Annotated in this window: 26 protein-coding genes and 1 pseudogene; 11 read left to right on the forward strand and 16 right to left on the reverse strand. The window is 73.7% G+C overall.

Features of this window, described 5'->3' with window-relative positions:
• The first annotated feature begins 106 nt into the window (after positions 1-106).
• Both FHL80_RS06390 and FHL80_RS06395 read left to right on the forward strand, forming a co-directional pair.
• On the forward strand, positions 107-400 hold the full coding sequence (locus FHL80_RS06390; protein ID WP_138732622.1) for a transposase: 294 nt from the start codon (positions 107-109) through the stop codon (positions 398-400).
• 297 nt (positions 401-697) lie between these two features.
• Complete coding sequence (locus FHL80_RS06395) at positions 698-820, forward strand: hypothetical protein (RefSeq protein WP_439331085.1); 123 nt, start codon at positions 698-700, stop codon at positions 818-820.
• A gap of 491 nt (positions 821-1,311) precedes the next feature.
• Here the strand turns inward: FHL80_RS06395 and FHL80_RS06405 are convergent, their stop codons facing one another.
• The 5 genes and pseudogenes from FHL80_RS06405 to FHL80_RS06420 all read right to left on the reverse strand — a co-directional run bounded on the left by FHL80_RS06405 (position 1,312) and on the right by FHL80_RS06420 (position 3,941).
• Positions 1,312-2,190, reverse strand: coding sequence for an NmrA family NAD(P)-binding protein (locus FHL80_RS06405; protein ID WP_138732623.1), 879 nt, complete (start codon positions 2,188-2,190; stop codon positions 1,312-1,314).
• A 27-nt stretch (positions 2,191-2,217) separates the two neighbouring features.
• A complete protein-coding gene (locus FHL80_RS06410) occupies positions 2,218-2,988 on the reverse strand; it encodes a BBE domain-containing protein (RefSeq protein WP_138732624.1) in 771 nt (256 codons plus the stop codon).
• Positions 2,989-3,154: 166 nt separating this feature from the next.
• Positions 3,155-3,457, reverse strand: a pseudogene (locus tag FHL80_RS27030) (FAD-binding oxidoreductase); the annotation flags it as partial.
• Entirely contained in the window at positions 3,406-3,621 is a 216-nt protein-coding gene (locus FHL80_RS25260) for a hypothetical protein (protein WP_216870487.1), read from the reverse strand. The gene FHL80_RS25260 and the pseudogene FHL80_RS27030, both read right to left, overlap by 52 nt.
• Before the next feature lie 2 nt (positions 3,622-3,623).
• Positions 3,624-3,941, reverse strand: a complete 318-nt coding sequence (locus FHL80_RS06420; protein ID WP_138732625.1) for a hypothetical protein — start codon at positions 3,939-3,941, stop codon at positions 3,624-3,626.
• Between the two features lie 167 nt (positions 3,942-4,108).
• Between FHL80_RS06420 and FHL80_RS06425 the strand changes: the two genes are divergently transcribed.
• Complete coding sequence (locus tag FHL80_RS06425; protein WP_216870488.1) at positions 4,109-5,716, forward strand: bifunctional AfsR/SARP family transcriptional regulator/alpha/beta hydrolase; 1,608 nt, start codon at positions 4,109-4,111, stop codon at positions 5,714-5,716.
• Positions 5,717-5,982: 266 nt separating this feature from the next.
• Here FHL80_RS06425 and FHL80_RS06430 read toward each other — a convergent pair whose 3' ends face one another.
• From FHL80_RS06430 to FHL80_RS06440, 3 genes are all read right to left on the reverse strand, one after another.
• A complete protein-coding gene (locus tag FHL80_RS06430; RefSeq protein WP_138732627.1) occupies positions 5,983-6,345 on the reverse strand; it encodes a hypothetical protein in 363 nt (120 codons plus the stop codon).
• A gap of 280 nt (positions 6,346-6,625) precedes the next feature.
• The gene (locus FHL80_RS06435; RefSeq protein WP_138732628.1) at positions 6,626-6,931 is read right to left on the reverse strand and encodes a hypothetical protein; all 306 of its coding nucleotides are present in this window, start codon (positions 6,929-6,931) and stop codon (positions 6,626-6,628) included.
• Positions 6,928-7,572 carry a maleylpyruvate isomerase family mycothiol-dependent enzyme gene (locus FHL80_RS06440; RefSeq protein ID WP_138732629.1) on the reverse strand — a complete coding sequence of 215 codons (645 nt, stop codon included), beginning with the start codon at positions 7,570-7,572 and terminating at the stop codon, positions 6,928-6,930. Before FHL80_RS06440 ends, FHL80_RS06435 begins: the two co-directional genes overlap by 4 nt.
• Before the next feature lie 73 nt (positions 7,573-7,645).
• On the opposite strand from FHL80_RS06440, the gene FHL80_RS06445 reads away from it, so the two are divergent.
• The gene (locus tag FHL80_RS06445; RefSeq protein WP_138732630.1) at positions 7,646-8,092 is read left to right on the forward strand and encodes a MarR family winged helix-turn-helix transcriptional regulator; all 447 of its coding nucleotides are present in this window, start codon (positions 7,646-7,648) and stop codon (positions 8,090-8,092) included.
• A gap of 213 nt (positions 8,093-8,305) precedes the next feature.
• On the opposite strand, the gene FHL80_RS06450 is transcribed toward FHL80_RS06445, so the two are convergent.
• On the reverse strand, positions 8,306-8,992 hold the full coding sequence (locus tag FHL80_RS06450) for an alpha/beta fold hydrolase (protein WP_138732631.1): 687 nt from the start codon (positions 8,990-8,992) through the stop codon (positions 8,306-8,308).
• A gap of 106 nt (positions 8,993-9,098) precedes the next feature.
• On the opposite strand from FHL80_RS06450, the gene FHL80_RS25265 reads away from it, so the two are divergent.
• The 3 genes from FHL80_RS25265 to FHL80_RS06465 all read left to right on the forward strand — a co-directional run bounded on the left by FHL80_RS25265 (position 9,099) and on the right by FHL80_RS06465 (position 11,442).
• Complete coding sequence (locus tag FHL80_RS25265; RefSeq protein ID WP_216870489.1) at positions 9,099-9,332, forward strand: hypothetical protein; 234 nt, start codon at positions 9,099-9,101, stop codon at positions 9,330-9,332.
• A gap of 920 nt (positions 9,333-10,252) precedes the next feature.
• Positions 10,253-11,041 carry an enoyl-CoA hydratase/isomerase family protein gene (locus FHL80_RS06460; RefSeq protein ID WP_138732632.1) on the forward strand — a complete coding sequence of 263 codons (789 nt, stop codon included), beginning with the start codon at positions 10,253-10,255 and terminating at the stop codon, positions 11,039-11,041.
• 14 nt (positions 11,042-11,055) lie between these two features.
• Entirely contained in the window at positions 11,056-11,442 is a 387-nt protein-coding gene (locus FHL80_RS06465; protein ID WP_138732633.1) for a hypothetical protein, read from the forward strand.
• On the opposite strand, the gene FHL80_RS06470 is transcribed toward FHL80_RS06465, so the two are convergent.
• A complete protein-coding gene (locus tag FHL80_RS06470) occupies positions 11,363-12,586 on the reverse strand; it encodes an MFS transporter (protein WP_138732634.1) in 1,224 nt (407 codons plus the stop codon). The genes FHL80_RS06465 and FHL80_RS06470 overlap by 80 nt on opposite strands.
• A gap of 45 nt (positions 12,587-12,631) precedes the next feature.
• Here FHL80_RS06470 and FHL80_RS06475 point away from each other — a divergent pair, with 45 nt between their 5' ends.
• Complete coding sequence (locus FHL80_RS06475) at positions 12,632-13,177, forward strand: gluconokinase (protein ID WP_138732635.1); 546 nt, start codon at positions 12,632-12,634, stop codon at positions 13,175-13,177.
• Between the two features lie 68 nt (positions 13,178-13,245).
• On the opposite strand, the gene pruA is transcribed toward FHL80_RS06475, so the two are convergent.
• Entirely contained in the window at positions 13,246-14,871 is a 1,626-nt protein-coding gene (gene pruA, locus FHL80_RS06480; RefSeq protein WP_138732636.1) for an L-glutamate gamma-semialdehyde dehydrogenase, read from the reverse strand.
• Between the two features lie 60 nt (positions 14,872-14,931).
• A complete protein-coding gene (locus tag FHL80_RS06485; protein ID WP_138732637.1) occupies positions 14,932-15,864 on the reverse strand; it encodes a proline dehydrogenase family protein in 933 nt (310 codons plus the stop codon).
• A 131-nt stretch (positions 15,865-15,995) separates the two neighbouring features.
• Here FHL80_RS06485 and FHL80_RS26670 point away from each other — a divergent pair, with 131 nt between their 5' ends.
• From FHL80_RS26670 to FHL80_RS06500, 3 genes are read left to right on the forward strand one after another with little or no spacing between them, the layout of a single operon-like run.
• Positions 15,996-17,156: a PucR family transcriptional regulator gene (locus FHL80_RS26670; RefSeq protein ID WP_138732638.1), complete on the forward strand. Its 1,161-nt coding sequence runs from the start codon at positions 15,996-15,998 to the stop codon at positions 17,154-17,156.
• A gap of 14 nt (positions 17,157-17,170) precedes the next feature.
• Entirely contained in the window at positions 17,171-17,845 is a 675-nt protein-coding gene (locus tag FHL80_RS06495) for a biliverdin-producing heme oxygenase (protein WP_246078499.1), read from the forward strand.
• Positions 17,842-20,190: a SpoIIE family protein phosphatase gene (locus FHL80_RS06500; protein ID WP_138732639.1), complete on the forward strand. Its 2,349-nt coding sequence runs from the start codon at positions 17,842-17,844 to the stop codon at positions 20,188-20,190. Before FHL80_RS06495 ends, FHL80_RS06500 begins: the two co-directional genes overlap by 4 nt.
• Before the next feature lie 9 nt (positions 20,191-20,199).
• Here FHL80_RS06500 and FHL80_RS06505 read toward each other — a convergent pair whose 3' ends face one another.
• The 4 genes from FHL80_RS06505 to FHL80_RS06520 all read right to left on the reverse strand — a co-directional run bounded on the left by FHL80_RS06505 (position 20,200) and on the right by FHL80_RS06520 (position 23,415).
• Positions 20,200-20,460: a hypothetical protein gene (locus FHL80_RS06505; protein WP_138732640.1), complete on the reverse strand. Its 261-nt coding sequence runs from the start codon at positions 20,458-20,460 to the stop codon at positions 20,200-20,202.
• A 36-nt stretch (positions 20,461-20,496) separates the two neighbouring features.
• Positions 20,497-21,543 carry an FAD-dependent oxidoreductase gene (locus tag FHL80_RS06510; RefSeq protein WP_216870490.1) on the reverse strand — a complete coding sequence of 349 codons (1,047 nt, stop codon included), beginning with the start codon at positions 21,541-21,543 and terminating at the stop codon, positions 20,497-20,499.
• A 70-nt stretch (positions 21,544-21,613) separates the two neighbouring features.
• Positions 21,614-22,378: a class I SAM-dependent methyltransferase gene (locus FHL80_RS06515; protein ID WP_246078500.1), complete on the reverse strand. Its 765-nt coding sequence runs from the start codon at positions 22,376-22,378 to the stop codon at positions 21,614-21,616.
• Entirely contained in the window at positions 22,375-23,415 is a 1,041-nt protein-coding gene (locus FHL80_RS06520; protein WP_138732642.1) for a methylenetetrahydrofolate reductase C-terminal domain-containing protein, read from the reverse strand. Before FHL80_RS06520 ends, FHL80_RS06515 begins: the two co-directional genes overlap by 4 nt.
• Positions 23,416-23,421 lie beyond the last annotated feature (6 nt).

Here is a 23,421-nt window from a genome sequence, read left to right on the forward strand (position 1 = left end):
CCCCAAATCGAGCCGGGGCGGCCCGGTTCGCCTCCGTCCGCCCCGGCTCGATTTGGGGTGTACCAACGATCTTGGACAGTGACTCGCTGCTTGAGAGGATCCGTCCATGCCAGAGCAGCGGCGACGGTTCAGCCCGCAGTTCAAAGCTGAAGCCGTCCAGATGGTGCTCGAGACCGGCAAGCCCATCGCCGAGGTCGCTCGCGACCTGAGGATCAACGAGGGCACCCTGGGCAACTGGCTCAACATCTGGCGACGTGAGAACCCCGAGCCCGTTCCAGACCTGAATCCTGTGGAGCGCGCCCGCGTGAAAGAAATGGAAGACGAGATCCGCCGGCTGCGGATGGAGAACGAGTTCCTGAAAAAAAGTAGTCATGCCGCCGCCGGCGCCACCTGGCGGTGATGAGAATCGACGGTGGTCGGGGCTGGCCCGCGCCGGTGTGCCGGGTCGATGATGTCAGGCGCCGTCCGGCTCGACGTCGCTGCCGCTTGGTGCCGCGAGCCCGGAAAAAAGAATGACGTGGAGGTCTGGGGCACCCGGTCGTGCTGCTTCGAGCGCGAACTTCAGACTGCTTGACCGACAGACCTCGGGACTTGACCCCTGATCTTGGACACGCTGAACCCAGGCCGGGCCTGGAGGAAGCGAGAGGATCAGACGGTGGCGAGGAAGACGTACTCCGAGGAGTTCCGCCGGGACGCGGTGGAGCTGTATCGGTCGACTCCGGGGGCGACGGTGGTGGGCATCGCCGGGGACCTGGGGATCATGGACGGGACGTTGTCGGCGTGGCTTAAGGCCGCCGGGGTAGCATGCGTGCCGACTTAAGTGAAGTCTTGGGTAATGACAGTAAGGGTTGAACGCTTTCGACTATTCGAAAGACCTTTGGACGTCAGTGATGGTTGATGGCCCGTTCCACGTCCGGGTGTCTGTCCACTCTGGCGCTTGCGGATTGGCCTCCCTCTTGCGGCAGCCAGCGCTGACTGTTTGACCTGCTGTCTGCGCATTCGTCGTCGCGCAGTCCCTCCGCGACCGAAACCCCGGGACCGGCCGTCCTCGCTCGGGACGTCTGTGCGATGACGGATCGCGTCCCAGCCTCACCAGCCAGCAGCAGTTGGCCGACTGTCCCTGAAGGCGGCTGTAGGGATACGTCCCGGGGTGTTATCGCTGCAGGATCAACAAGTGGACTAGTACTGCAACGGCAGTTATGGCGTGATGCATCACGTACATCGACATGATGTCGACCGGCCCCTCGGGCGCCGCGGTCTGGCCAGGCAGCCGTATCTGGGTCGGCCAACCTTGCTGGGTAGTGGTCATCGTCAGACCTCGACGCCGAGCCCGGCGACCGAGGTGCGGCGCGCGAGCACATGTGCGAGGTAGTCGACCAGCGTACGCGGCTCCGCACCGGTGACCTCGCGCACCACGTCGCCGGTCCGGCATTGGGCTCCGGCGCGGATCGCGGCAAAGACCTTGACGATCTCCGCCGCGGTGGCAGCCGGCAGACCCGCCTGCTGCAGCTGCTCCGCCGCTTGCTCATCGGACACCGGCTGGTAGGCCACCGGCTTGCCCAGCCGGTCGGCCAACGCCTGGGCGACGGCGTGAAAGCTCACCGGCTCCCCGCCGGTGATCGTGAGCGTCCGACCAGCCAGAGTCGCCTCGGTCATGGCTGCGGCAGCGACGGCCCCGACGTCCCGCGGGTCGACCATGGCGGTGGCGGCCTCGGCGGCGGGGGCGAAGACCATCCCGAACGCCTGTGCGGTGTGGACGGCCCCGAGCAGGTTCGACATCAAGAAGTAGGGGCGGAGGATCACGTGCTCCAGCCCACTGGCCCGCAGCCGGTCCTCGATCTGCGCATGGGCCCGCCAGAACGACACGGGCGCCCGGTGTCCCGCGCCGTGCGCGGAGAGCTTGACCAGCCGTCGTACGCCCGCGGCCTGCGCACGGTTGATCACGGTCGTCTCGTAGTCCACCTGCTGGGCCACGTTCGCGCAGGCCAGGAAGACGGCGTCGACTCCGGCGAGGGCCGCGTCGAGGGAGTCGGGGTCGGCAAAGTCGCCGAGGCGGTAGTCGACGCCGGGCAGTGGATCGACTGGTGCCGATCGGACGAAGGCGCGTACGGCGAGCGGGGTGTCGCCGAGCGCCGCCACGACGCTTCGACCAACCGTGCCAGAGGCGCCGGTAATCAGGGTGGTGGACATGGGTTCTGCCTTTCGGTGGGTGGTGGGTCACTCGAAGGACGCGGGCAGGATGTTGCGGTTGAAGCGGAAGAGGTCCGTCGGGTCGTAGCGCTCTTTGACGGCCACGAGTCGGGCGAAGTCCTCGTCCGAGAAGGCCGCCCTGACCCGGGCGGGGCCGGCCATCCGGGAGTCCAGGAAGTTGACGTAGCTGTCGCCGGTGGCGTGCGGTCGCAGCACCTCCTCGAGGGTTCGGAGCTGACCTCGGAGGGCCAACTCCTGCTCACCTGTGCCGGACAGGCCGATGGCGTTGAGGGAGTAGTTCGCTCGGGTGTGCGCCATCGGGCTGAGCGCCCCCGGATCCCCGCGCAAGGCGCCTCCGAGCGTGCGCAGCTCGAGCATCACCAAGCTGGTGACTGCATCCGGGCCCACGAGGCCGACCAGATCGCCGATCAGCTCCGGGGTCAGCCGCTCGAGCAGCTCTGAATGGCTGACCGCGGCGAGCGGCTGTACCGGATCGAGGCTGACCCCGGTCAGCGCGGCGACCGGGATCTCGGCGAAGGTGTCGACCACCGGCGGCCCCAACGCGGACCGCGCCGCGTCCACCAGTGCCACGCCGTCCGCGCGGTCACAGCAGTGCACACCGCGGAGCGCGACCAGCCGCCGACCGCGCAGCTGCTCCGGCACGGTCGGCAGCGGCGGGAAGGCGCGGAAGGTCGCCGCCGCGGTCATCTCCTCGGGGAGGTCGGCCGACCAGCCGGCGAAGCACTCCAGCAGATCGGCCGCGCGCTCGATCCCGTAGTAGAGGTTGCCGCCGTACACCCTCGACAGCCGATGGACCGCGAACTCCAAAGGCGGTGACGACGCCGAAGTTGCCCGTGCCGCCGCCGAGGGCCCACAGCAGGTCCGGGTGGGAGTCGGGCGTCACCCAGCGCGCAACGCCGTCGGCGGTGACGATCTCGGCGCCGAGCAGGTGGTGGGACGCGAGGCCGAAGCGGCGTCCGAGCCAGCCGAAGCCGCCGCCCAGCGTGTAGCCGACCACACCGGTGATCGGGCTGGAGCCGGGCAGGCCGGTGAGGCCGTGCGAGGTGAGCGCGTCTGTCAAGGTGCCCCACTGCACACCCGCACCCACCCGCACCCGAGCGGCGACCGGGTCCACGGAGATCTCGGTGAGCGCGGACGCGTTCACGAGCAAGCCGCCGCCGTCGCAGGGCGTCACGATGCCGTGGCCGGTCGCCATCACGGCGACGCCCAGCCCGCACGTACGTGCGTGGCCCACGGCTGCCTGCACATCCGCCGGGTGCGCGCGGCCCGTACCACGATGGCGGGGCGCTGCCGCACCGCCAGGTTCCAGCCCTGCGCTGCCGCGGCGTAGCCCGGATCGCCCGGCGCGAGCACCGCGCCGCGCACCGCTGCGCGCAGCCGTCGGTGGTCGGCGGTGATCGTGGAGGTCATGGTCATGCCTTTCGGGTGATGGGTCGGCGTGGGTCCTCGACGGACATCCCGCAAGCCGCTCGTGGTCGATGGCGCAGCCGCAGCCGCAACATGAGCAGGGTGCTGAGCAGGTAAAAGTTGTGCAGCGCCCAGATGGGGCCGGGCGGGAGCCCGAGGACGTAGGCGGAGTAGCCGAGGTTGCCGACGTTCGTGATGACCAGGCTGGCCAGGCTGTAGGACGCGAGGTCCCGGGTCCGGAACGCCTTGAGCAGCATCGGCAGGTGGCCGGTGACGAAGAGCAGGGTGGCCACGCTGCCGGCGATCAGCGAGATGTCGCTCACCGGAGCCTCCCTCCTTGACCCTGCCGCGCTCTGCGGTGCTTGCTGCGGGATCAGGGTGGCCAGGCGTCGCTGCGGTTCGGCTGCGGTCGAGCGCGGGCTACCCTGCTGGGATGGGACTGTCCGTCCTCGGGCCGGTGCAACTAGACGGTGCGGATGGACCGATCAGGGTGCCGGGGCGCAAGGCGCGCGAGGTCCTCACGATGCTGGTTCTGGCTTCGCCCAGGCCCCTGTCCGTGGAGACCATCTCTACGCAGCTGTGGGAGGATCCGCCGCCGGCGGCGACGAAGACCATCCAGGGCCATCTGTCCCGGCTGCGGTCGGTGCTGGCGGCGGCCCGTCCGTCCGTCGGATCCATCGATGGCACCACCTCGGGCTACGCGTTCGCCGCCCGCAGCGGCGAGGTGGACGTCGCGGTCATCGACGACCTGCGTGCGGCGGCGCGGCTGGCTGGACTGGCCGGTGATCATCGACGTGCCGCCGAGCTGCTGGATGAGGCCGTGGCGCTCTGGCGTGGGGAGCCCGAGCTGCCGGCGACGATCCGCGGTGACCTCGAGCGCGCGGCCCTGGCCGAGCAGCGGCTGGACCTGAGCGAGGACCGGCTGGCGGCGATGATTTACTCCGGTCGCAGCCGGGAGGTGATCGCCGAGCTGGACCGGCTGGTCGCCGTACACCCGCTGCGGGAGCGACTGTGGGCGCTGCTGATCGAGGCACTCTACCGCGCGGGCCGGCAGGCGGACGCCCTGGCGCAGTGCCGACGGGTGCGGAGCCAGCTCCGCCGGGAAATCGGCGTCGACCCGGGGTCGGAGCTACGCCGCATCGAGCACCAGGTGGTTACCCAGTCTCTGCCGGAGGCCACCGTCTCGCCGGTCGATAGCGGAGAGGGGTCAACCGTGCGCTTCGACGGCCCGCACTACGCCGTCGCGGGCGAAGCGCACGTCGCCTACGGGATCATCGCCGACGTCGCGTCCGGGACCGCCGCCGTGCGCGACCTGCTCCTAATCAACCCGACCTTCATCCCGATCGACTCCTATCTCGAGCAACCCGACGTGGCGCGGGCCATGCGGCTGCTGGCTCGTGACCGACGCGTGCTTGTCTACGACCGACGCGGAGTCGGACTGTCCGACCCGGCCACGCCGCAAGACGCACCGTCCATCGCCGAGTGGGCCGCCGACGCAGTGGCGGTCCTCGACGCGGTCGGCGCGACGACCGTCGACGTGCTGGCCAACGCCGACACCTCGATGATCGCCGTGACCCTCGCGGCCGACCACCCCACCCGGGTCCGGGCGATCGGCCTTGTCAACGGCTACCCCCGCTTCACCCGTGCGCACGATTACCCCTACGGACAGCCGACGGCAGAGATCGCCGGCCTACTGAACGCCATACGGAGCACGGCGCCGCCGCCAGGCGTCGACGTGCTCGCCTGGCGCCTGCCCGCCGTGGCCCCCGACCCTGGGTTTCGTGCGTGGTGGGACGCGGTCGGCCGCCGCGGTGCCAGTCCGCGATCAGCGGCGGTCATCCACGAGGTCATCCTCCGGGCGGACGTGCGCAACCGCCTCGCCGAGGTGAGCACCCCGGTGCTGTTGATCTGCCGCACCGGCTGCGCGTCGTACGACCCGGGGCACAGCCGCTATCTCGCCAGCCGGCTTCCCACCGCCACCTTCCGCGAGCACGCCGACCCGAACGACGCGTGGTTCGTCGGCGACGTCGACTGGGTGGTCGAGGAGCTCAACGCGTTCCTCCGCCCGGTCAACGACGTGACCTGCAACTCTGCGTGAACCTTGCTCCGACGAACCACCACCGATCGTAGGAACAGTTGTCCAAATCCGAACACCGCGCGGAGTTGCCCTCACAAGCCGTGACACTCGCCAGCTGTGCCGCCGCAAGCACCGAGTTTTCAGGACGCGCCCCGCAATGGCGTCCCTGGGTGGGCCGCTCAAGGACACCAGGGCCAGCGCGCCCCCAGGCGGCTTCAGGCGGCTTGGTGAGTTCTCGCTTGGCTGCAACGCCCATTCGAGTGTGACGCGCTGCTGCACCGGCGCGCTCAGCTCCCCGCGAGACGTCCAGCGTGCTCCTGCTCTTCCGGTCGGACCTCCGACGCCCATGTACCGATGAGCCGCCAAGAGGCGGTCCCGCCCTCCGGGATCGCGCCCGTGCCCGCTGCCAGGGTGTCGTCGATCGTGACCCGTACCCGCGATTCGTCGTCCGGTTCGGCCGCGAAGAGCACCCGCAGCCGAACCTCTTCCCCTGCCCGCTCAGCCCGAGTGTGGTGCGGAGCGAGCGGGCACGGCGGCTCGTGTTCGGTGCTGCCGCACAGTGCAACGGTGATGGCACCGCCCGGCGCACGGTCGTCGGCGCCAGGCTCCATCGACAGCAACGCGTCGTGCGCGAACCGCTCCTTGGACATGTGCTCACTCTTTCAGCTCATCCAGCCGCTCCCATGAAGTGACGAATGCGCCGACCGATCAGGGCGCCCGCCGCCGGGCTCAGAAGGCCGCCCCGCATCCCACCCCGCCCTGAGTGGGCCGCTGGGGGCGACGCACGGCCGGCTCATCGGGCGGCCCCTTCAGGAGAGGTCTGACCGCACGAGGTTGAGCTCCTGGACGGCAGGGTCTACCTCGACCGGTTGGACGGCGAGCCTCCGGGGAGACCGCCGTGCTGGCGCTGCGCGAGGAGGTTGACCCGGCTCAGACGGCCACTTCGGCCCGCGGCACGACCAGGCCGTGTATCTCGATCTCCGTGACGGCTCTCCCGGCCGGGGGGATGCCGCCGGCGATCCGGGCCATGACCGGGCCGACCACCTCACGTTCGTAGCGCTCCGCCTGCTCTCGGGAGTCCCAGACCTCGACGATCTGAAAGCCATCCCCGGTAGCCCGGGCCAGGTGCACGACAAGGCCGTCGACGACCCCGCCGGTCCGTTGCAGCAGCGCGGCGTGGACGGCGTCGTAGACCTCCACCGGCGCCGGCACGTCGACGATCACACCCCAGGTCATGTCGGTCTCCTCATCTCCTCGCGGCGTCGCAGGGCGCGGACGCCGTCCCCGGTGAGCTGGTCCAAGCCCGCGTCACGGCCGGTGACCAGCAGCAGCAGCGCCGCGACCGGGCCCTGCACCGGCGCGCCGGACCCGATGGCCCAGTCGACGTCAGTGGCGGCCAGCCGCAGCCCGGCCAGCCGCCGCTGCGCCCGGAACGGGAAGCCCATGTCCCACACCCGCCGGGCCGCCGCCGCCGCTGCGGCGGGGGGCATCGGCCGGGTTCGACCCAGCGGCAAGGCGACGTCCTGGCCGTGGACCAGCACGTCGATGAGCGGCTCCATCGGCGTGATGAACGGGGCCGTGCGCCGGGAGCCCACCATCGCGCGCAGCCGCCGCGCGCACTCGTCGGCAGGCAGGGGGGCAGCGCGCAGGGCGGCGTCCCGGATCATCCGGTCGAAGCTGCCCCCTGCCCGGACCGCGCCGACCAGCGCGGCCCCTAGCCCCATGTGCGCTTGGGTCAGGTGGACGGCGACGTCACCGACCCGCCAGCCGTAGCACAGTGAGGGCGTCTGCCACTCGGCCGGGGAGAGTTCCTCCAGCAGGTCGGCCAGGCTGGACCGCTCCGCATCGATGGCTTGCCACACCCGGTCGACGTCCATGACGCCTCCTCCGTACCTGGTAAGATGCTCGTACTAGTTTCGTCAGATGATCTGACTTTCGTCAAGGGGTGCCGTGGTAGCAGAATCGAAGGAGCGGCAGAATCTCGGCCTGCTCTGCTTCTACCCGTACCGGGCACTGGAGGCGCGCCTGCTCGCCGAGCTCGCCGTGGCGGGGTTCGATGACATCACCCTCGCCCAGGGCCGCATCGCCGCGCGGATCGGTCCCGCCGGCACGCGGCTCACCGACCTCGCCGAGCAGGCCCTGGTCACCAAGCAGACCGCCGGCTACCTGGTCGACCAGCTGGAGAAGGCCAGCTACGTCCGACGGGTGCCCGATCCCACCGACGCCCGAGCCCGGCTGGTGCAGATGGCCGAGCGCGGCCAGGCGGTCGTGGCGATCGCCCGCCGCGTGGAGGCCGAGGTGGAGGCCGAGTGGACGGCGCACCTGGGCGGGGAGGCCACCGCCCAACTGCGGGCGACGCTGGAACGGCTGCGGGAGATCACCGACCCGCACCGCTGACCGGGCCGCCAGGCAGGTGCAGCCGGCACGGTCGGTCCAGCGTCTATGTACCGACCGTCCGCAGCCTGCACAGACCGACGCGAAGCCTCCGTCCGGGCCTTTGCACCCGGAGGAGTGACGCGAACACGAAGGCGCGCCGCCGGTGCCGAGACGTCCCTTAGTGGGCCGCGCGGGACACGTCGTCGACCACCCGGCGTTCGGTCTGCCGGCTCGTCAGCGGACCCTGCCGAGAACATCGGCGAGCTCGTCAGGCATCGACGTCATGGGCGAATGAGATGAGGGAAGCCGGTGCCGGTGGTCGGCGGCAGCGGCCATCTGCTCCTGAGCGACGGGAGGAAGGCCCTGGTCCCGCTCACAGATGATGTACGTCGTCGGATGGCCGCGGTGAGGTGCGGTGCTGGGGTCGGTAGCGCTGGCGATCGATTGTGGTCCGAAGCGACGCAGGTTGGCATAGGCGCGCTCCTGGTCGACGTCGTCGCACAGAGCCTGCCGGAGCGCCTCCAGATCATCGGTGGTCCTGAGCGTTCCGTCCTCGTGCGGCGACACCCACGTCGGCGGCGGCCCCCCGGCGAGCAGCTCCATCGCCGACTGCCCCCGCTGCGGCCAGAACGCGGCGAGGTAGACGCTGTGGGCGACCGCCGGATGATCGGCGAGTTCGGTGATCACCATCCCGCCATAGGAGTGACCCACGAGGACGACGGGTTCCCCGACTCGTTCCACTGCCTGCCTCACAGCATGCGCGTCGGCGGCCAGGCCTCCGAGTGCCGCGGGATCGGTCCCACCGCTCGGTAGCTGTTCGATCACCTCGACGCGATGCCCAGCCTTCCTCAGCCGGTCCGCGACCTCGTTCCAGTACCAGCCCCCGACCCACCCACCGTGCACGAGCACGAAGTTGGTCATCACACCAGTGTGATGCTCGTCACTTGCTGACTGCAATGGCCGATCGTCGCTTCGTCGTCCCCACCCCGGGTGGACCGGGCCCGCGGGCACGGCGCAGGCTGGTGCCGTGGCGAACCTGATCGGCCTCCGGCCGCGACGACCGGGCACGGACGACGACGGCGGCGGTGCGCAGGACCGGCTGACCGGCCCGTTGCACGCGGTGGAGGGCGCGGCCGGCCGGGTGGCCGCCGAGCAGCACACCGACGTCCAGCCGCTCTGCGGGGAGTGGGTGCAAGTGGTGCCGGTGGAGGACGTGCCCGATGACGCCGGTCTGTGCCCGGCCTGCCAGCACGGGGGCTGACCGCCCGCCGCGGGGCGGCCCGGTGGCCGTTGTCTCGACCACCGGACCTGGGCGCGGCCGCGCGTCGACACGCGGCCGAGCCCTGCTCGCGTCCTGCCCCCGGAGCCGGTGCCGAACCGGCGCGGGGTCAGGTCGGCCCGGCTGCGCCGCGGTCGAAGGCGCCGGTCTGCACCAGCTCCTCGGCGACCGCGCGGACCTTCCGGTTCGTGCGCATGGAGACCGCCGCCAGCGCCTGGTGGCGGCCGCGTGCAGGCAGGGGCCGTAGCCGCGGCCGTACTGGCTCTCGTCCAGGTCCGTCGCGAGCTGCCCGGTGGACACCGCCGTGCTCGCCTTGTCGTTGACCAGCAAGGAGATCGAGCACTCCGGGTCGCCGGGAAGGACCTGCTTGGCGAGCTCGACGACGGTCTGCAGGACCGACTGCATCGAGTGCTCGCGGAGGGTCAGCGTGCCGAGGCGTTCGAGCGCCTCGACGACGCGGTCTCGGGGGACGTCGTCAATCGGGGACATGTGCGTCTCCGGTCTGGTGCACCGGGGGGGCGACCTCGGCCGGAGCCCTGGGTGGGGCTCCGCTTCTCGCGCGCCGCTGCCTGACGCTGGCCGCCCCGACCGGGACGGCGCGCCCCTCACCCTACCCACAGCCACGCCGGCCCTGCCCGGATTCACAGCCGCACGGACCTCCCCCGGCTGGCTGTGCTGGCCGGGCACAACGCGTCACACAGCCGGCGTGGAGCACACGGGGTCCTCGGACCCCTTCCTCACCGGACCTCCGGGGCACCCCGGGTCCGGCATCCGCCGGCACCCGTTGTCCGGTGCCTGACGACGCCGGAGTACGACGTGAGCCGCCCCATCCCCCGGTTCGTCGAGACGGGCGAACTGCGCTCGGGGTGACCGGCCGGCCGCTGGCGCGGCAGGATCGCGGCATGCCGCAGCGCAGCGAGTCCGGTCTGGTCACCGAGACCCGGGGGCACGTCCGGGTGCTCACCCTGGACCGGCCCGAGCGGCGCAACGCGCTGTCCAGCGCGCTGCAGGCCGACCTGGTGGCGGAGCTGCTGGACTGCGCCTCGGACGGCGAGGTCCGCGCCGTCGTGCTGACCGGGAACGGCCCGGCCTTCTGCGCCGGGTTCGACCTCAAGGAGATCCGCGAGCTCGACCAGCGCGGCGAGGCGTTCCGGCCGCCGATGGACCGCCCGGGGCGCAACCTGTTCGAGGTGCTCAGCGAGACCTACGTGCCGGTGATCGCCGCGCTGACCGGGCACGCCGTGGCCGGGGGCTTCGAGCTGGCGCTCGCCTGCGACATCCGGATCGCCGCCCCCGGCATCCGGCTGGGCCTGCCGGAGGCGACGATCGGCATGGGCGCCAACTACGGCTCCGTGGTGCTGCCCAAGCGGGTCCCGACCGGCATCGCGCTGGAGATGCTGTTCACCGGCGACCCGGTGACCAGCGAGGACGCCGCCCACTGGGGACTGGTCAACCGCGTCGTCCCGGCCGAGGAGGTGCTGCCCGAGGCGCTGGCGCTGGCCGAGCGGATCGCCGCCAACGCCCCGCTGTCGGTGCGCCGGATGAAGGAGACCGCGGTCAAGGGGCTGGAGCTGCCGCTGGCGACCGCGCTGCGGCTCGACGTCGGGCCCAACCCCTACCTCAGCGAGGACCGCAAGGAGGGCATCGCCGCACGCCTGGAGAAGCGGCCGCCCCGCTGGTCGGGCCGGTGAGGGAGAGTGGGGACGTGAGCGCACCGTCCGAGTCCCCCGCCGACGCCGGCGTCCGGCTGGCCCAGGAGCACCTGCGGCTGGTCGAGGCCGGCCGCCCGGACGACGCCGAGGCGCTGCTGGCCGGGCTGACCGACGCCCGCGCGCTGGTCTTCGCCGGCGCCGGGTTCACCGTGCTGGCCCGCCGCACCGGCCGCACCCTGCCCACCGCGATGCGCGCCCAGGCGAGCACCCGGCAGGTCCGGCTCGGCCAGCTGCGGGACGCCAACCGGGGGGACGTCGAGGGCCTCCGCACCTGGCTGCGCGAGGCGGCCGAGGAGCTGGTCACGGTGACCCGGCTGGCCGCGGAGGCGCGCCTGCGGCTGGGGCCCCCGTCGTCGTACGGAGCGCCCGGGGCAGGGTGACCGCCAGCGGCAGGACACCGGCCATCAGCACGGCGACGAGGACGTAGGTGGTCGGCAGCCCGATACCGGCGGCGATCGCGCCCACGGCCAGGGCTCCGATCGCCGTCCCGCTGTCGTAGCTGGCGTTCCAGACCGCACTGACCGTGGTCGACTGGTCGGCGTCGGCGCGGGCCAGGGCGACGACCAGCGTGAGGTTCTGCACCGCCCCGTAGGCGACGCCCAGCGCCAGCACACCGGCGAGCACCGCGGCGGTGCCGGGCACCCCCTCGACCGCCAGGCCGAGCGCCACCAGCAGCATGCCGACGATCCCGCTGGTCAGCGCAGCGGGCAGCAGCACCCGGGCGCCGGCGCGATCGACGAGCACGCCCACCCGCCAGCGGCACAGCGCCGTGCTGACGCCGAACAGCAGCAGGGCGACCGCAGCGAGCGAGCCGTCCGGCCGCTCGATCGGCAGGAAGGTCACCAGCCCACCGCCGGCCAGCGTGACCGCGAGCAGCACCAGCGACGGCCCTGCGGCCGCCCGCACCGCCGCTCGGGACCCGCCCGGCGCGGGTGGCGGTAGTGGCGGTCCGAGCGCGCGCGCCAGCCCGGGCACGAACGCCAGCGCGAGCAACGAGCCCGCCGCCAGCACGGCGACCCACTCGAAGTGCCCAGCCAGGGTCAGCGCCGTGCCGCCCGGCACGGCGACCAGCGATGGGATCGCCGCCGCCAGCCCGAAGATGCCGATGGACTCCCCGCGGCGTTCCGGCGGCACCGCCTGCGCGGCGATCACCGAGCCCAGCACAGTCAGGACGGCGAACCCGGTGCCGCGGACCGCAGAGACGGCGAGCAGCCACGCCACGTCGTCGGAGACCAGGTAGAACGGTGACGGGAGCCCCAGGGCCACCAGGCCACCGACCAGCACCGGGCCCAGCCTCCAGCGCCGCACCAGCGCCGGCACCGTGCCCTGCACCAGCACGGTGACCACCAGGAAGACCGTGGTCGCCGAACCGGCCACGACCAGCCCGGCCCCCCGGTCGGCCGCATGCGCCGGCAGCGCGGACAGCAGCAGCGCGTAGCTGGAGATGCCCAGCAGCACGACCGCGAACATGGCGCGCACCGCCGGCACCCGCCACAGGGAGCTGCGCTGCTCCACCGTCGTCACGCCCTGTCCCCCCGTTCCCCCGGCACCGACCCCTACGGTCAGCGCATGGACTTTCCGCCCAGCATCCCGGCGACCACCTCGATCGTCGTCATGGGGGTGTCCGGGTCCGGCAAGACGAGCGCCGCGCGGGAGCTCATCCGGCAATTGGGCTGGGAGTACATCGAGGGCGACGACCTGCACCCGGAGGCCAACGTCGCCAAGATGGCGGCCGGCCACCCGCTGGACGACGAGGACCGCTGGCCGTGGCTGCGCAGGATCGCCGAGGTGATCGGTGAGCACGAGGCCGCCGGGACCTCGCTGGTCCTCACCTGCTCAGCGCTCAAGCGCAGCTACCGCGACCTGCTGCGCAACGGGCACCCGTCGGTCTGGTTCGCTCACATGGAGGTGTCCCAGCAGGTGCTCGCCGACCGGCTGGCGGAGCGGCAGGGGCACTACATGCCGCCGTCCCTGCTGGACAGCCAGCTGGCCACCCTGGAACCGCTGGCCGAGGACGAGCCGGGCGACGTCATCGCCGGCGACGCCCCGCTCGCCGAGTCCGTCACCGAGCTGCTGAGCGACCTCCGGCGCGAGCGCGGGGCCGCCGCCAGCTGACCCCGATGTTGCGGCCCCCTCGCAGGGTCCCGCCGCGAGCTCGCGAGTGGTGGGGGGCGAGGGGGTCCTCATGCCATGTAGGGGTAACGGTGGTCGGTCGCCGGGGCGAAGGTCTCCTTGATCGACCGGGTGCTGGTCCAGCGCTGCAGGTTCTGCGGCGCGCCCGCCTTGTCGTTCGTGCCGGACGCGCGGCCGCCACCGAAGGGCTGCTGCCCGACGACGGCGCCGGTCGGCTTGTCGTTGACGTAGAAGTTGCCGGCGGCGTTGCGGAGGAACCGCTGGGCGTGCGCGATCGCCGTCCGGTCCTGGGCGATGACCGAGCCGGTGAGGGCGTAGGGCGCCACCGACTCCATCTGCGTCAGCACCGTGTCGTAGTCGGCGTCGTCGTAGACGTGCACGGCGAGGACCGGGCCGAAGTACTCGGTGGTGAACACCTCGTGCTCCGGGTCGGTGCCCTCGATGACGGTCGGCCGGACGAACCAGCCCTCGCTGTCGTCGACCGTGCCGCCGGCGACGACGGTCAGCGCGTCGTCGCCCTGCGCGGCGTCCAGCACCTTCGACAGCTTGCTGAACGACCGGCCGTCGATGACCGCGCCCATGAAGTTGGAGAAGTCGCTGACGTCGCCCATCGGCAGCTCCTCGACGGTGCCGATGAGGTCGTCGCGGACCTGGGCCCACACGCTGCGCGGGACGTAGGCCCGGGAGGCCGCCGAGCACTTCTGCCCCTGGTACTCGAACGCGCCGCGGATCATCGCGGTGCGCAGCACGTCCGGGTCGGCGGAGGGGTGGGCCACGATGAAGTCCTTGCCGCCGGTCTCGCCGACGATCCGCGGGTACCCGCGGTAGGAGGCGATGTTCTCCCCCACGGTGCGCCACAGGTGCTGGAACACCGGGGTCGAGCCGGTGAAGTGGATGCCGGCGAGGTCCCGGTCGGCGAGGACGACGTCGGAGACCGCGATCCCGTCGCCGGGCAGCATGTTGATCACGCCCGGCGGGAGCCCAGCCGCCTCGAGCAGCCGCATCGTGAGGTGTGCGGCCAGCTGCTGGGTCGGCGCGGGCTTCCACACGACGGTGTTGCCCATCAGCGCGGGCGCGGTGGGCAGGTTGCCGGCGATCGCGGTGAAGTTGAACGGCGTGACTGCGTACACGAAGCCCTCGAGCGGGCGGTGGTCCACCCGGTTCCACACACCGGGGCTGGACACCGGCTGCTCGGCGAGGATGCCGCGGGCGAAGTGCACGTTGTAGCGCCAGAAGTCGATCAGCTCGCAGGCGGCGTCGATCTCGGCCTGGTAGGCGGTCTTGCTCTGGCCGAGCATCGTGGCGGCGTTGAGCGTCTGCCGCCACGGCCCGGCCAGCAGGTCGGCGGCCTTGAGGAACACCGCAGCCCGGTCGTCGAAGGAGAGCTCGGACCAGCCCGGGGCGGCCTGCTTGGCGCACCGGACGGCGTCCTCGGCGTCGGCCGCGGTGGCCGCGGCAGACGTGCCCAGCACCTGGGCGTGCCGGTGGGGGGCGACCACGTCGAACGCCGCGCCGCGGGCCATCCGCTGCTGCCCGCCGATGGTGGCGGTCAGCTCGACCGGTGCGCCGGCGAGCTCGGTGAGCCGCTGCTGCAGCTCCGCCCGCTCCGGCGAGCCGGGGGCGTAGTCCTTGACGGTCTCGTTGCGCGGCGCGGGGATCTGGGTGACGGCGTCCATGGAGGGCTCCTCAGCGGTGGACGTTCCGCCAAAAGCACGCTTTTGGCGAAGAGCGGTGGACTAGGACTTGGTGGCGAGGGAGCGGAGGAAGAACTGCAGGTTGGCGGGGCGCTCGGCCAGCCGGCGCATGAAGTAGCCGTACCAGTCGGCGCCGTAGGGCACGTAGGCGCGCACGGTGTGGCCGGCGGCGGCCAGCCGGAGCTGCTCGTCGGGCCGGATGCCGTAGAGCAGCTGGAACTCGTAGCTGTCCGGGGTGCGGCCGGTCTCGGCGACCAGGGCCAGCAGCCGCTCGATCATCGCCGGGTCGTGGGTGCCGGCCATCGGGTACCCGCCGCCGCGGACCAGCACCTCCAGGCAGCGGGCGTAGGCCGCGTCGACGTCGGCCTTGTCCTGGTGCGCCACGCCCGCCGGCTCCCGGTAGGCGCCCTTGACCAGCCGCACCCGGGACCCGGGGACGGCGAGGGCGCGGGCGTCGTCCTCGGTGCGGTGCAGCATCGCCTGCAGCACCGCGCCGGTGCCGGGGTGGTCGCGGCGCAGCTCGGTCAGGACGGCGAGTGTCGAGTCGACCGTCGCGGAGTCCTCCATGTCGAGGGTGACCGTGGTGCCCATCGCCGTCGCCGCCTCCACGACCGGGCGGACCAGCTCCAGCGCGACGTCGTGGCCGCCGACCGGGAGCGCCTGCCCGAACGCCGACAGCTTCACCGACACCTCGGCCCGCCGGCCCAGCTGCAGCGGCGCGAGCCCGTCGAGCAGCGCCAGGTAGGCGTCCCTCGACCGCGCGGCCGCGGTCCGGTCCGGGACGTCCTCGCCGAGGTGGTCCAGCGTCACGGCGAGGCCGTCGGCGGCCAGCGCCCGGACCGCGGCCAGCGCGTCGGTCAGCGCCTCCCCGGCGACGAACCGGTCGACCACCCGGCGGGTGACCGGCGTGCCGGTGACCACGCGGCGGAGCGCGGGGCGGCGGGAGGCGGCGAGCAGGGCCTTCTGGGTGAGCACGACGACCTCCAGCTGGGGACCGGACCTGACCAGAACGCTAGGGACGACGCCCTCGCCGCACCAGCGACAGATGTCCGGACTCGCCGCGATCGCCTCGTACGATTGTCTGAACAGCGGCGGGAGGAGCCCGGGTGCGCGACGACCTGCAGGACCTGGTGGACGAGGTCTCCCGGGTGCTCGGCGCCCCGGCGACGCTGGAGGACCGCGAGTTCACCCTGCTGGCCTTCTGCGCCCACGACGGCACCGGCCCGGCCACCCCCGGCGCGACGATGGACGCCGTCCGGGCCCGCTCGATCCTCGGCCGCAGCTCCACCCCCGAGGTGCGGGCGTGGTTCGAGAGCCACGGCATCACCGCCGCGACCGCCCCCGTGCGGGTGCCGGCCGACCCCGCCGCCGGCATCCTCACCCGGCTCTGCGTCCCGGTGCGCGCCGACGGCCGCCTGCACGGCTGGCTCTGGTTGCTCGACGAGGGCCGCACCGACGTCGGTGACCCGACGGCCCCGGGGCTGTCCGAGGCCGTGCTCCTCGCCGCCGAGGCGGGGCGGCTGCTGGCCGAGGGACGCCCCGGCGCGGACGACTTGTCCGCCGCCCTGCGCGCCGTGCTCACCGGGCCCGCGCCGCAGCGCGCGGCCCGGTCGCTGACCGAGGCGCTCGGCCCGGCCAGCGCGGTGACCCTGGTGGCGCTGCTCCCCGCCGCTCCCGGTCTGCCCACCGGCTGGGTTCCGCCGGGTGCGGGCGCGGTCCCCGCGGTGCTGGCCGGCGGCGCGGAGGTGGCGGTGCTGCTGCCGCTGCCCGGCGACGGCGACCCGCGGCCGGCCGGTGCGCTCAGCGGCGCCGCCCTCGGCGGGCTGCCGCCGGGCAGCACGGCCGGCGTGGCCGCCGCCCGGCTCGGCTGCGGCGACCTCCCCGCGCAGTGGCACGAGGCCCGCACGGCGGCCCGGGTGGCGGCGATCGACCCGCGGCTCGCACCGGCGGCGTCCTGGTCGGAGCTCGGCGCCTGGCGGCAGGTCGCCGCGGTCGGCGGCCCGGACCCCTCGCTGACCGCCCTGCTCGCCGACCCCGTGCTCTCCCGGACGGCAGAGGTGTGGCTGGACTGCGCCGGCAGTCCGCAGCGCGCCGCGACCCAGCTGTGCATCCACCGGCAGACGCTGTACTACCGGCTGGGCCGGGTCCAGGAGCTCACCGGCCTGGACCTCGCCGACGGGGGCGACCGGCTGCTGCTGCACCTGGGGGTGCGTGCGGCCCGGCTCACGCCCGCGGCGCCAGGACGGGGTCCCCGGCCCCGACCGTGACCTAGGCTCATGACGTGCGTCATCCCGGTCGGGGGTACGGCGGCATCGACGACGGGACCGGGGTGCCAGGAGACGACGTGCTGCGCCGGCTGCGGACGGAGACCGCAGCCGAGCACCAGGCGGTCGAGGACACCCTGGACCTGCTCTCGGCCGACCTGACCCGGGACCGGCTGGTCGACGTCCTCACCCGGATGCACGGCTTCTGGCAGGCCGCCGAGTCCGGGTTGGACGACTGGGCCGCCGCCGAGCCGGCCGACGCCGGCTCGGTCGGGTGGGCACGCCGCCGGCGGTCACACCTGTTCAGCGCGGACCTCGTCGCCCTCGGCGCCGGCCCGGCCGACGCCGTGCCCGAGCTGCCCGAGGTGACCGGCACCGATGCGGCGCTCGGCCGGCTGTACGTGCTGGAGGGCTCCTCGCTCGGTGGCGTGTTCATCGACCGGCACCTCGCCACGCTGCCGCAGCTGGCCGGCACCGGCCGGCTGCGCAGCTTCTCGCCCTACGGTGAGCAGACCGGCGCCATGTGGCACGCCTTCCGCACGGTGACCCGCGCCCGGGTCGCCGCCGGTGGCAACGCCGGCCGGCTGGTCGGTGCTGCCCGGCAGACCTTCGGTGCGCTGGCCTCCTGGTGCGGCGCGCCGCTCCCCGTCGAGCACCGGCGGCCGTCCTCCGCGAACGGGGCCCAGGCATGACGGACCAACTGCGGACCGGCACCTGGCTGGCCCCCGGCGAGCCGGTCGACCTGACCAACTGCGAGCGGGAGCCGATCCACGTCCCCGGCAGCATCCAGCCCCGAGGGGTGCTGCTCGCGGTCAGCGAACCCGACATGGTCGTCCGCCAGGTCTCCCGCAACCTCGCCGACGTCGTCGGCACGGCCTGGGACGATGCGCTGGGCCGGCCGCTGGCCGAGGTGGTCGGCGTCGTGCCGGCCCAGGCGATCGCCCGGTCGGCCAGCGCGTTCGGCGACCTGCGGGAACGCAACCCGATCGAGCTGGTCCTCGACTGCGACGGCACCCCGTGCCCGGTCGACGCGATCCTGCACCGGGCCACGCACGACGGGACCGCCGCGGTCGGCGGCCAGCCGGTCGGCAGCACGCTCGTCGTCGAGCTGGAGCCGGCGTACGGCCCGCGGCCGTTCTCCTTCCCGAACACCTACCAGGCGGTGCGCGGGACGATCGCCGAGCTGAACCGGGCCAGCTCGCTGCAGGAGCTCTACGACATCACCGCCGAGGCGGTCCGCACGCTCACCGGGTTCGACCGGGTGATGGTCTACCGCTACGACGCCGACCACAACGGCGAGGTCGTCGCCGAGGCCAAGCTGCCGGAGCTGAACTCCTTCCTCGGGCTGCACTACCCCGCCTCGGACATCCCGGCCCAGGCCCGGGCGCTGTACGAGAAGAACTGGATCCGGCTCATCTCCGACGTGCGCTACACGCCCTCGCGGCTGGAGCCGGTCGACCTGCCCGCCACCGGGCAGCCGCTGGACCTGACCTACTCGACGCTGCGCAGCGTCTCCCCCATCCACTGCGAGTACCTGCAGAACATGGGCGTGGGCGCCTCGATGTCGATCTCGCTGCTGCGCGACGACAGGCTCTGGGGCCTCATCGCCTGCCACCACCACTCCGGGCCGCACGCCCCGCCGTACGCGACCCGGGCAGCCGCGGAGTTCCTCGGCTCGACCCTGTCGCTGCGGCTGGTCGACCGGACCGAGGACGAGGAGCACCGCCGCGCGCTGCGGGTCCGCTCCACGATGGCCTGGCTGACCGCCGCCGCGCTGGACGAGGACCGGCCGCTGGCCGAGACCGTGCTCGGCCGCCCGGGGCTGCTCGACGTGCTGCCGGCGGACTCCGTGGTGGTCAGCCTGCAGGGCTCGACCGGCAGCGCGGGGGTGCCGCTGACGGCGGAGGTCACCAGCGCGCTCGCCGCCTGGGCCGGGCACCAGGGCGGCGACGTGGTGAGCACCGACCGGCTGCCGCTGGTCGCCCCGGCGCTCGGCGTCCCCGGTGAGGTGGCCTGCGGCGTGCTGGCGCTGCCGCTGCCCGAGGGCCAGTTCGTCATCTGGACCCGGGTGGAGAAGGTGCACGCGGTCGACTGGGGCGGCGACCCGCACAACAAGGCGATCGCCGAGCGCGAGGGCGACGCGATCCGGCTGTCCCCGCGGAAGTCCTTCGACCGCTGGCAGGAGACCGTCCGCGACCAGGCCGAGCCCTGGACGCCGGCCGAGCTCTCCGAGGCCGGGGAGCTGCGCACCCACCTGCTCGAGGCGCTGTACGCCCGGTCCCGGCGGGTCGCCCGGACGGCGCTCACCCTGCAGCGCAGCCTGCTGTCGGAGCCGCCGGACCCCGACCACCTGCACTTCGCGGTGCGGTACGTGCCCGCGGCCCGGGACTCGCAGGTCGGCGGCGACTGGTACGACGTGTTCCAGCAGCCCGACGGCGCGACCGTGCTGGTGATCGGCGACGTCGTCGGTCACGACACCGAGGCGGCGGCCTGCATGGGGCAGCTGCGCGGGCTGCTGCGAGGCATCACCTACGACAGCGCGGACAGCCCGGCCGGGGTGCTGACCCGGCTGGACCGGGCGATCGACGGCCTGCAGCTGGCGACGATGGCGTCGGTGCTGGTGGCCCGCCTGGAGCAGACCGACCAGGAGCGGGCGGCCGGGGTCACCCGGCTCCGCTGGTCGAACGCCGGGCACCTGCCGCCGGTGATCGCCGGCCCGGACGGCACCGTCTCGGTGCTCGACAGCCCCAGGCCGGACCTGCTGCTGGGCGTCGACGCCGGGGCGGCGCGCCAGGACCACGTGCTCACGCTCCCGCGCGGGGCGACGGCGCTGCTCTACACCGACGGCCTCGTCGAGCGCCGGGACCAGCTGTTCGACGACGGGATCGAACAGCTGCGCACGGAGCTCGGCGCGCTGTGGCAGGAGCCGGTCGACCGGCTGGTCGACCAGCTCCTCGCCCGGCTGGTGCCCGGCGGCGCCGAGGACGACGTCGCCCTGGTGGCCGTGCGGCTCACGCCCCAGGGGCGCACCGGTTGAGCCGGCGCCTCAGCGGTCGGTGAACTCCGGGTCCAGCCCGTCACCGGCCTGCCCGTCGCCGGCCGTGGCGACGGGCAGCGGTGCGTCGTCCCCGGCAGCCGCAGCCATCTCCGGGCCGTCCTCGACGGCCGGCTCGCCGGACCCGTCGGCCGACCTCCTCAGCTCCTCGAGCAGCGTGCGCTCGTCCTTCGCCAGCGGTCGGGTGTCGGGCTGCCCCGGCTCGCTCTCGTCGTTCCCGGTGGCCATCGCGGTGTCGGGGAGTTCGCTCATGCCCCTGTCCTACCTGGTGGGCACCGCGCTGAACCGTCAGGCCGCGGCGTCGGTGGCCGCGAGCGTCCGCAGCAGCTCCCGGACGGCGCTCGGGCCCGCCCGGTTCGCGCCGATGGTGCTGGCCGAGGGGCCGTAGCCGACCAGGTGCAGCCGGGGCTCGGCGACGACGCGGGTGCCGTCCATCGCGATCCCGCCGCCGGGGCCGCGCAGGCGCAGCGGCGCCAGGTGGTCCAGGGCGGCGCGGAAACCGGTCGCCCACAGGACGACGTCGGCGCGGACGGAGCGACCGTCGTCCCAGGCGACCCCGTCGGCGGTGAGCCGGTCGAACACCGGCAGCCGGTCCAGCACGCCGCGGGCCCGGGCGGCGAGGACCGCGTCGGTCTCCACCAGCCCGGTCACGCCGACCACGCTGCCCGGCGGCAGCCCGGCGCGGACCCGCTCGTCGACCAGGGCGACCGCGGCCCGGCCGGCGTCCTCGTCGAAGCCGCCGGTGCGCCAGACCGGTGGCCGCCGGGTCACCCAGGTGGTCGTGGTGACCTCGCTGATCTCGATCAGCTGCTGCACCGCCGAGGTCCCGCCGCCGACCACGACCACGTGCTGGCCGCGGAACTCCTCCGCGCCGCGGTAGTCGGCGGCGTGCAGCTGGCGCCCGGTGAACGCCTCGCGGCCCGGGTAGGCCGGCCAGAACGGGCGGGTCCAGGTGCCGGTGGCGTTCAGCAGCCCGCGCGCCGTCCACTCGCCCTCGCCGGTGTCCAACCGGAAGCCGTCGTCGGTGGCGTGCACCGAGCGGACGGCGACCGGGCGGTGCACCGGCAGGTCGAAGCGCCGCTCGTAGTCGGCGAAGTACCCGGCCACGACCTCGCTGGCCGGGTCGGCCGGGTCGGCGTGGGGCAGCGGCAGGCCGGGCAGCGGGTGGACCCGGTGCGCCCTGTCCAGCCGGAGCGAGGGCCAGCGGTGCTGCCAGGCCCCGCCCGGGGCGGCGTTCGCGTCGAGCACCACGAAGTCCGCACCGGCCCGGTGCAGCGCGTACGCCGCCGACAACCCCGCCTGACCGGCCCCGATCACGACGACGTCCGCGTGCACGGGGTGTCCAACACCGGGGCGTCCCGAGCCATGCCCGGGGGCCATGGTGGCCGACCTGGCCCCCGGGGCGTCAGGTGGCGACGGCGGCGATCAGCCGGGGGCGCAGCGCTCCGGAGCCCAGCAGCCGGCCGACCCGACCGGACTGCTCCTCGGCCTCGGCCCAGGCCGGGTCCTCACCGTGCCGACGCTCGACCTCCTCGTCGACGGCGTCGGCCCGGTCCTTCCACTCCTGCGGGCTGTCGGCCAGGTCGGCGTCGGCGGCGCCGGTGACCCGGAACCCGGCCGCGGCCAGCAGCCGGTCCACCTCCTCCGACGAGGGGAAGCTGTTGCCCTCCGGCAGCGGCGGCGGCAGCGGCTCGTCGGCGACGAACACCAGCAGGCCCAGCCGGCCGCCGTCGACGAGCACCCGGCGCAGCTCACCGACCAGGTCCGCCTTCTCCTCGGTGGTGCACAGCACGCCGAGGCACCACGCCGCGTCGAACGCGTCGTCGGCGAAGGGCAGGCGCTGGCTCAGCGCGACCACCGACGGCAGCCCGAACAGCCTCCGGCTGGCGTGCACCGCCGGGGCCATCGGCTCGGCGCAGACCGGCCGCACCCCGCGCTCGGTGGCCAGCCACCCGGCGGGACCGCCGACCCCGGCGCCGGAGTCGAGCACCCTGTCCCCCGGCCGGACGTCGAGGGCGTCGGCCAGCCAGCGCAGCGCCCCCTCGCTCCCGCTGCCCCGGCAGCCGGCCGGGACGGCGTGCTCCGGTCCCAGCGCGAGCACCGCCTCCTCCGTCCAGCCGGCCACCGTGCCGAACTCGGACTCCATCGCCTCACTCGCCAGCTCGCTCATCCGACGCCCTCCCGGATCCTCGTGGCCACCTCGGCCTTGACCGCTGCCGCCCTCTCCTCGCCGGAGGCCGACGCGAGCCCCGACAGGTTCACCCCGACCACCCCCGGCACCGCCAGCAGCGCCCGCGCCTCCGTCACCGCCGCCTCGATGCCGGCGGCGACGGTGTCCGGAGCGGCGAGCACCCGCTCGACCTGGTCGTCGTCCAGGTGCAGGCCCGGGAACCGCTGCAGCACGCGGGCGGACCGCTCGTCGGTGTAGACGGCGACCGCGGCGATGAACGGCAGCGTCGCCCCGGCGGCACGCGCCGCGGCGAGGAACTCCGCGAGCCGGGCTGCGCTGCCGACGTGGTTGAGCACGCAGAGCTGGGCGCCGGCGCGCTGCTTCTCCGCGACCCGGTCCGGCCGCTGCGGCACCGGTGGCGCGTCCGGTGACTCCGGCACCGCGGCGGACAGCCCGGCCGCGGTCGCCAGCGCGGTCAGCCGGGTGCCGTCGAGGTCGAACACCGACGTGACCTCCGAGCGCACCCCGGTCCGCCGGCCGTCGCCGGTCACGCACAGCACCCCGTCGACACCGACGGCCGCCAGCCCGGCGAGCTCCTGCTCGAGCACCAGGCGGTTGCGGTCCCGGCAGGCCAGCGTCGTCCACGGCCGGCCACCGGCGGCGAGGACCTCCTGCGCCATCAGGGTGGGCGGCAGGTCGGGCCGGCCCTGGTGCTCCCCGACGAGCAGGCCGTCGCTGACCGGGCCCAGGGTGCGCACCACCGACCGCACCGACGCCGGGTCGAAGGGGGCAACGGTGAGGTCGGCGAGCACGACCGGGCGGGACCGGGCCCGCTCCAGCAGCCCACCCGGCCTCGGTGCGGGTGCCACCGGGGTGGTGTCGGTCCAGCGGGGCAGCGGTGGGGCCAGGAAGACGCAGGCGTGCTCGGCGACCTCGCACCGGCCGTCGTCCCGGACGCCGCCGCAGGGTCCGAAGACCATCCGCTTCGGGCAGCCCGCCCGGGCCCCGGCCGTCGGGTCGTCCGGGAGCGGGCTCACCCCCTG

It is taken from the genome of Modestobacter excelsi (assembly GCF_005930495.1).
In the GTDB taxonomy this organism is placed as follows: Bacteria; Actinomycetota; Actinomycetes; order Mycobacteriales; family Geodermatophilaceae; genus Modestobacter; species Modestobacter excelsi.

Coding starts and splice junctions, on each gene's coding strand:
- pruA (WP_138732636.1), bottom strand. CDS start 14,871: ATGGACGCCGTCACCCAGATCCCCGCGCCGCGCAACGAGACCGTCAAG.
- FHL80_RS06460 (WP_138732632.1), top strand. CDS start 10,253: ATGCCGCAGCGCAGCGAGTCCGGTCTGGTCACCGAGACCCGGGGGCAC.
- FHL80_RS06500 (WP_138732639.1), top strand. CDS start 17,842: ATGACGGACCAACTGCGGACCGGCACCTGGCTGGCCCCCGGCGAGCCG.
- FHL80_RS25260 (WP_216870487.1), bottom strand. CDS start 3,621: ATGACCTCCACGATCACCGCCGACCACCGACGGCTGCGCGCAGCGGTG.
- FHL80_RS06505 (WP_138732640.1), bottom strand. CDS start 20,460: ATGAGCGAACTCCCCGACACCGCGATGGCCACCGGGAACGACGAGAGC.
- FHL80_RS06440 (WP_138732629.1), bottom strand. CDS start 7,572: ATGGACGTCGACCGGGTGTGGCAAGCCATCGATGCGGAGCGGTCCAGC.
- FHL80_RS06515 (WP_246078500.1), bottom strand. CDS start 22,378: ATGAGCGAGCTGGCGAGTGAGGCGATGGAGTCCGAGTTCGGCACGGTG.
- FHL80_RS06435 (WP_138732628.1), bottom strand. CDS start 6,931: ATGACCTGGGGTGTGATCGTCGACGTGCCGGCGCCGGTGGAGGTCTAC.
- FHL80_RS06405 (WP_138732623.1), bottom strand. CDS start 2,190: ATGTCCACCACCCTGATTACCGGCGCCTCTGGCACGGTTGGTCGAAGC.
- FHL80_RS06450 (WP_138732631.1), bottom strand. CDS start 8,992: ATGACCAACTTCGTGCTCGTGCACGGTGGGTGGGTCGGGGGCTGGTAC.
- FHL80_RS06430 (WP_138732627.1), bottom strand. CDS start 6,345: ATGTCCAAGGAGCGGTTCGCGCACGACGCGTTGCTGTCGATGGAGCCT.
- FHL80_RS06390 (WP_138732622.1), top strand. CDS start 107: ATGCCAGAGCAGCGGCGACGGTTCAGCCCGCAGTTCAAAGCTGAAGCC.
- FHL80_RS06475 (WP_138732635.1), top strand. CDS start 12,632: ATGGACTTTCCGCCCAGCATCCCGGCGACCACCTCGATCGTCGTCATG.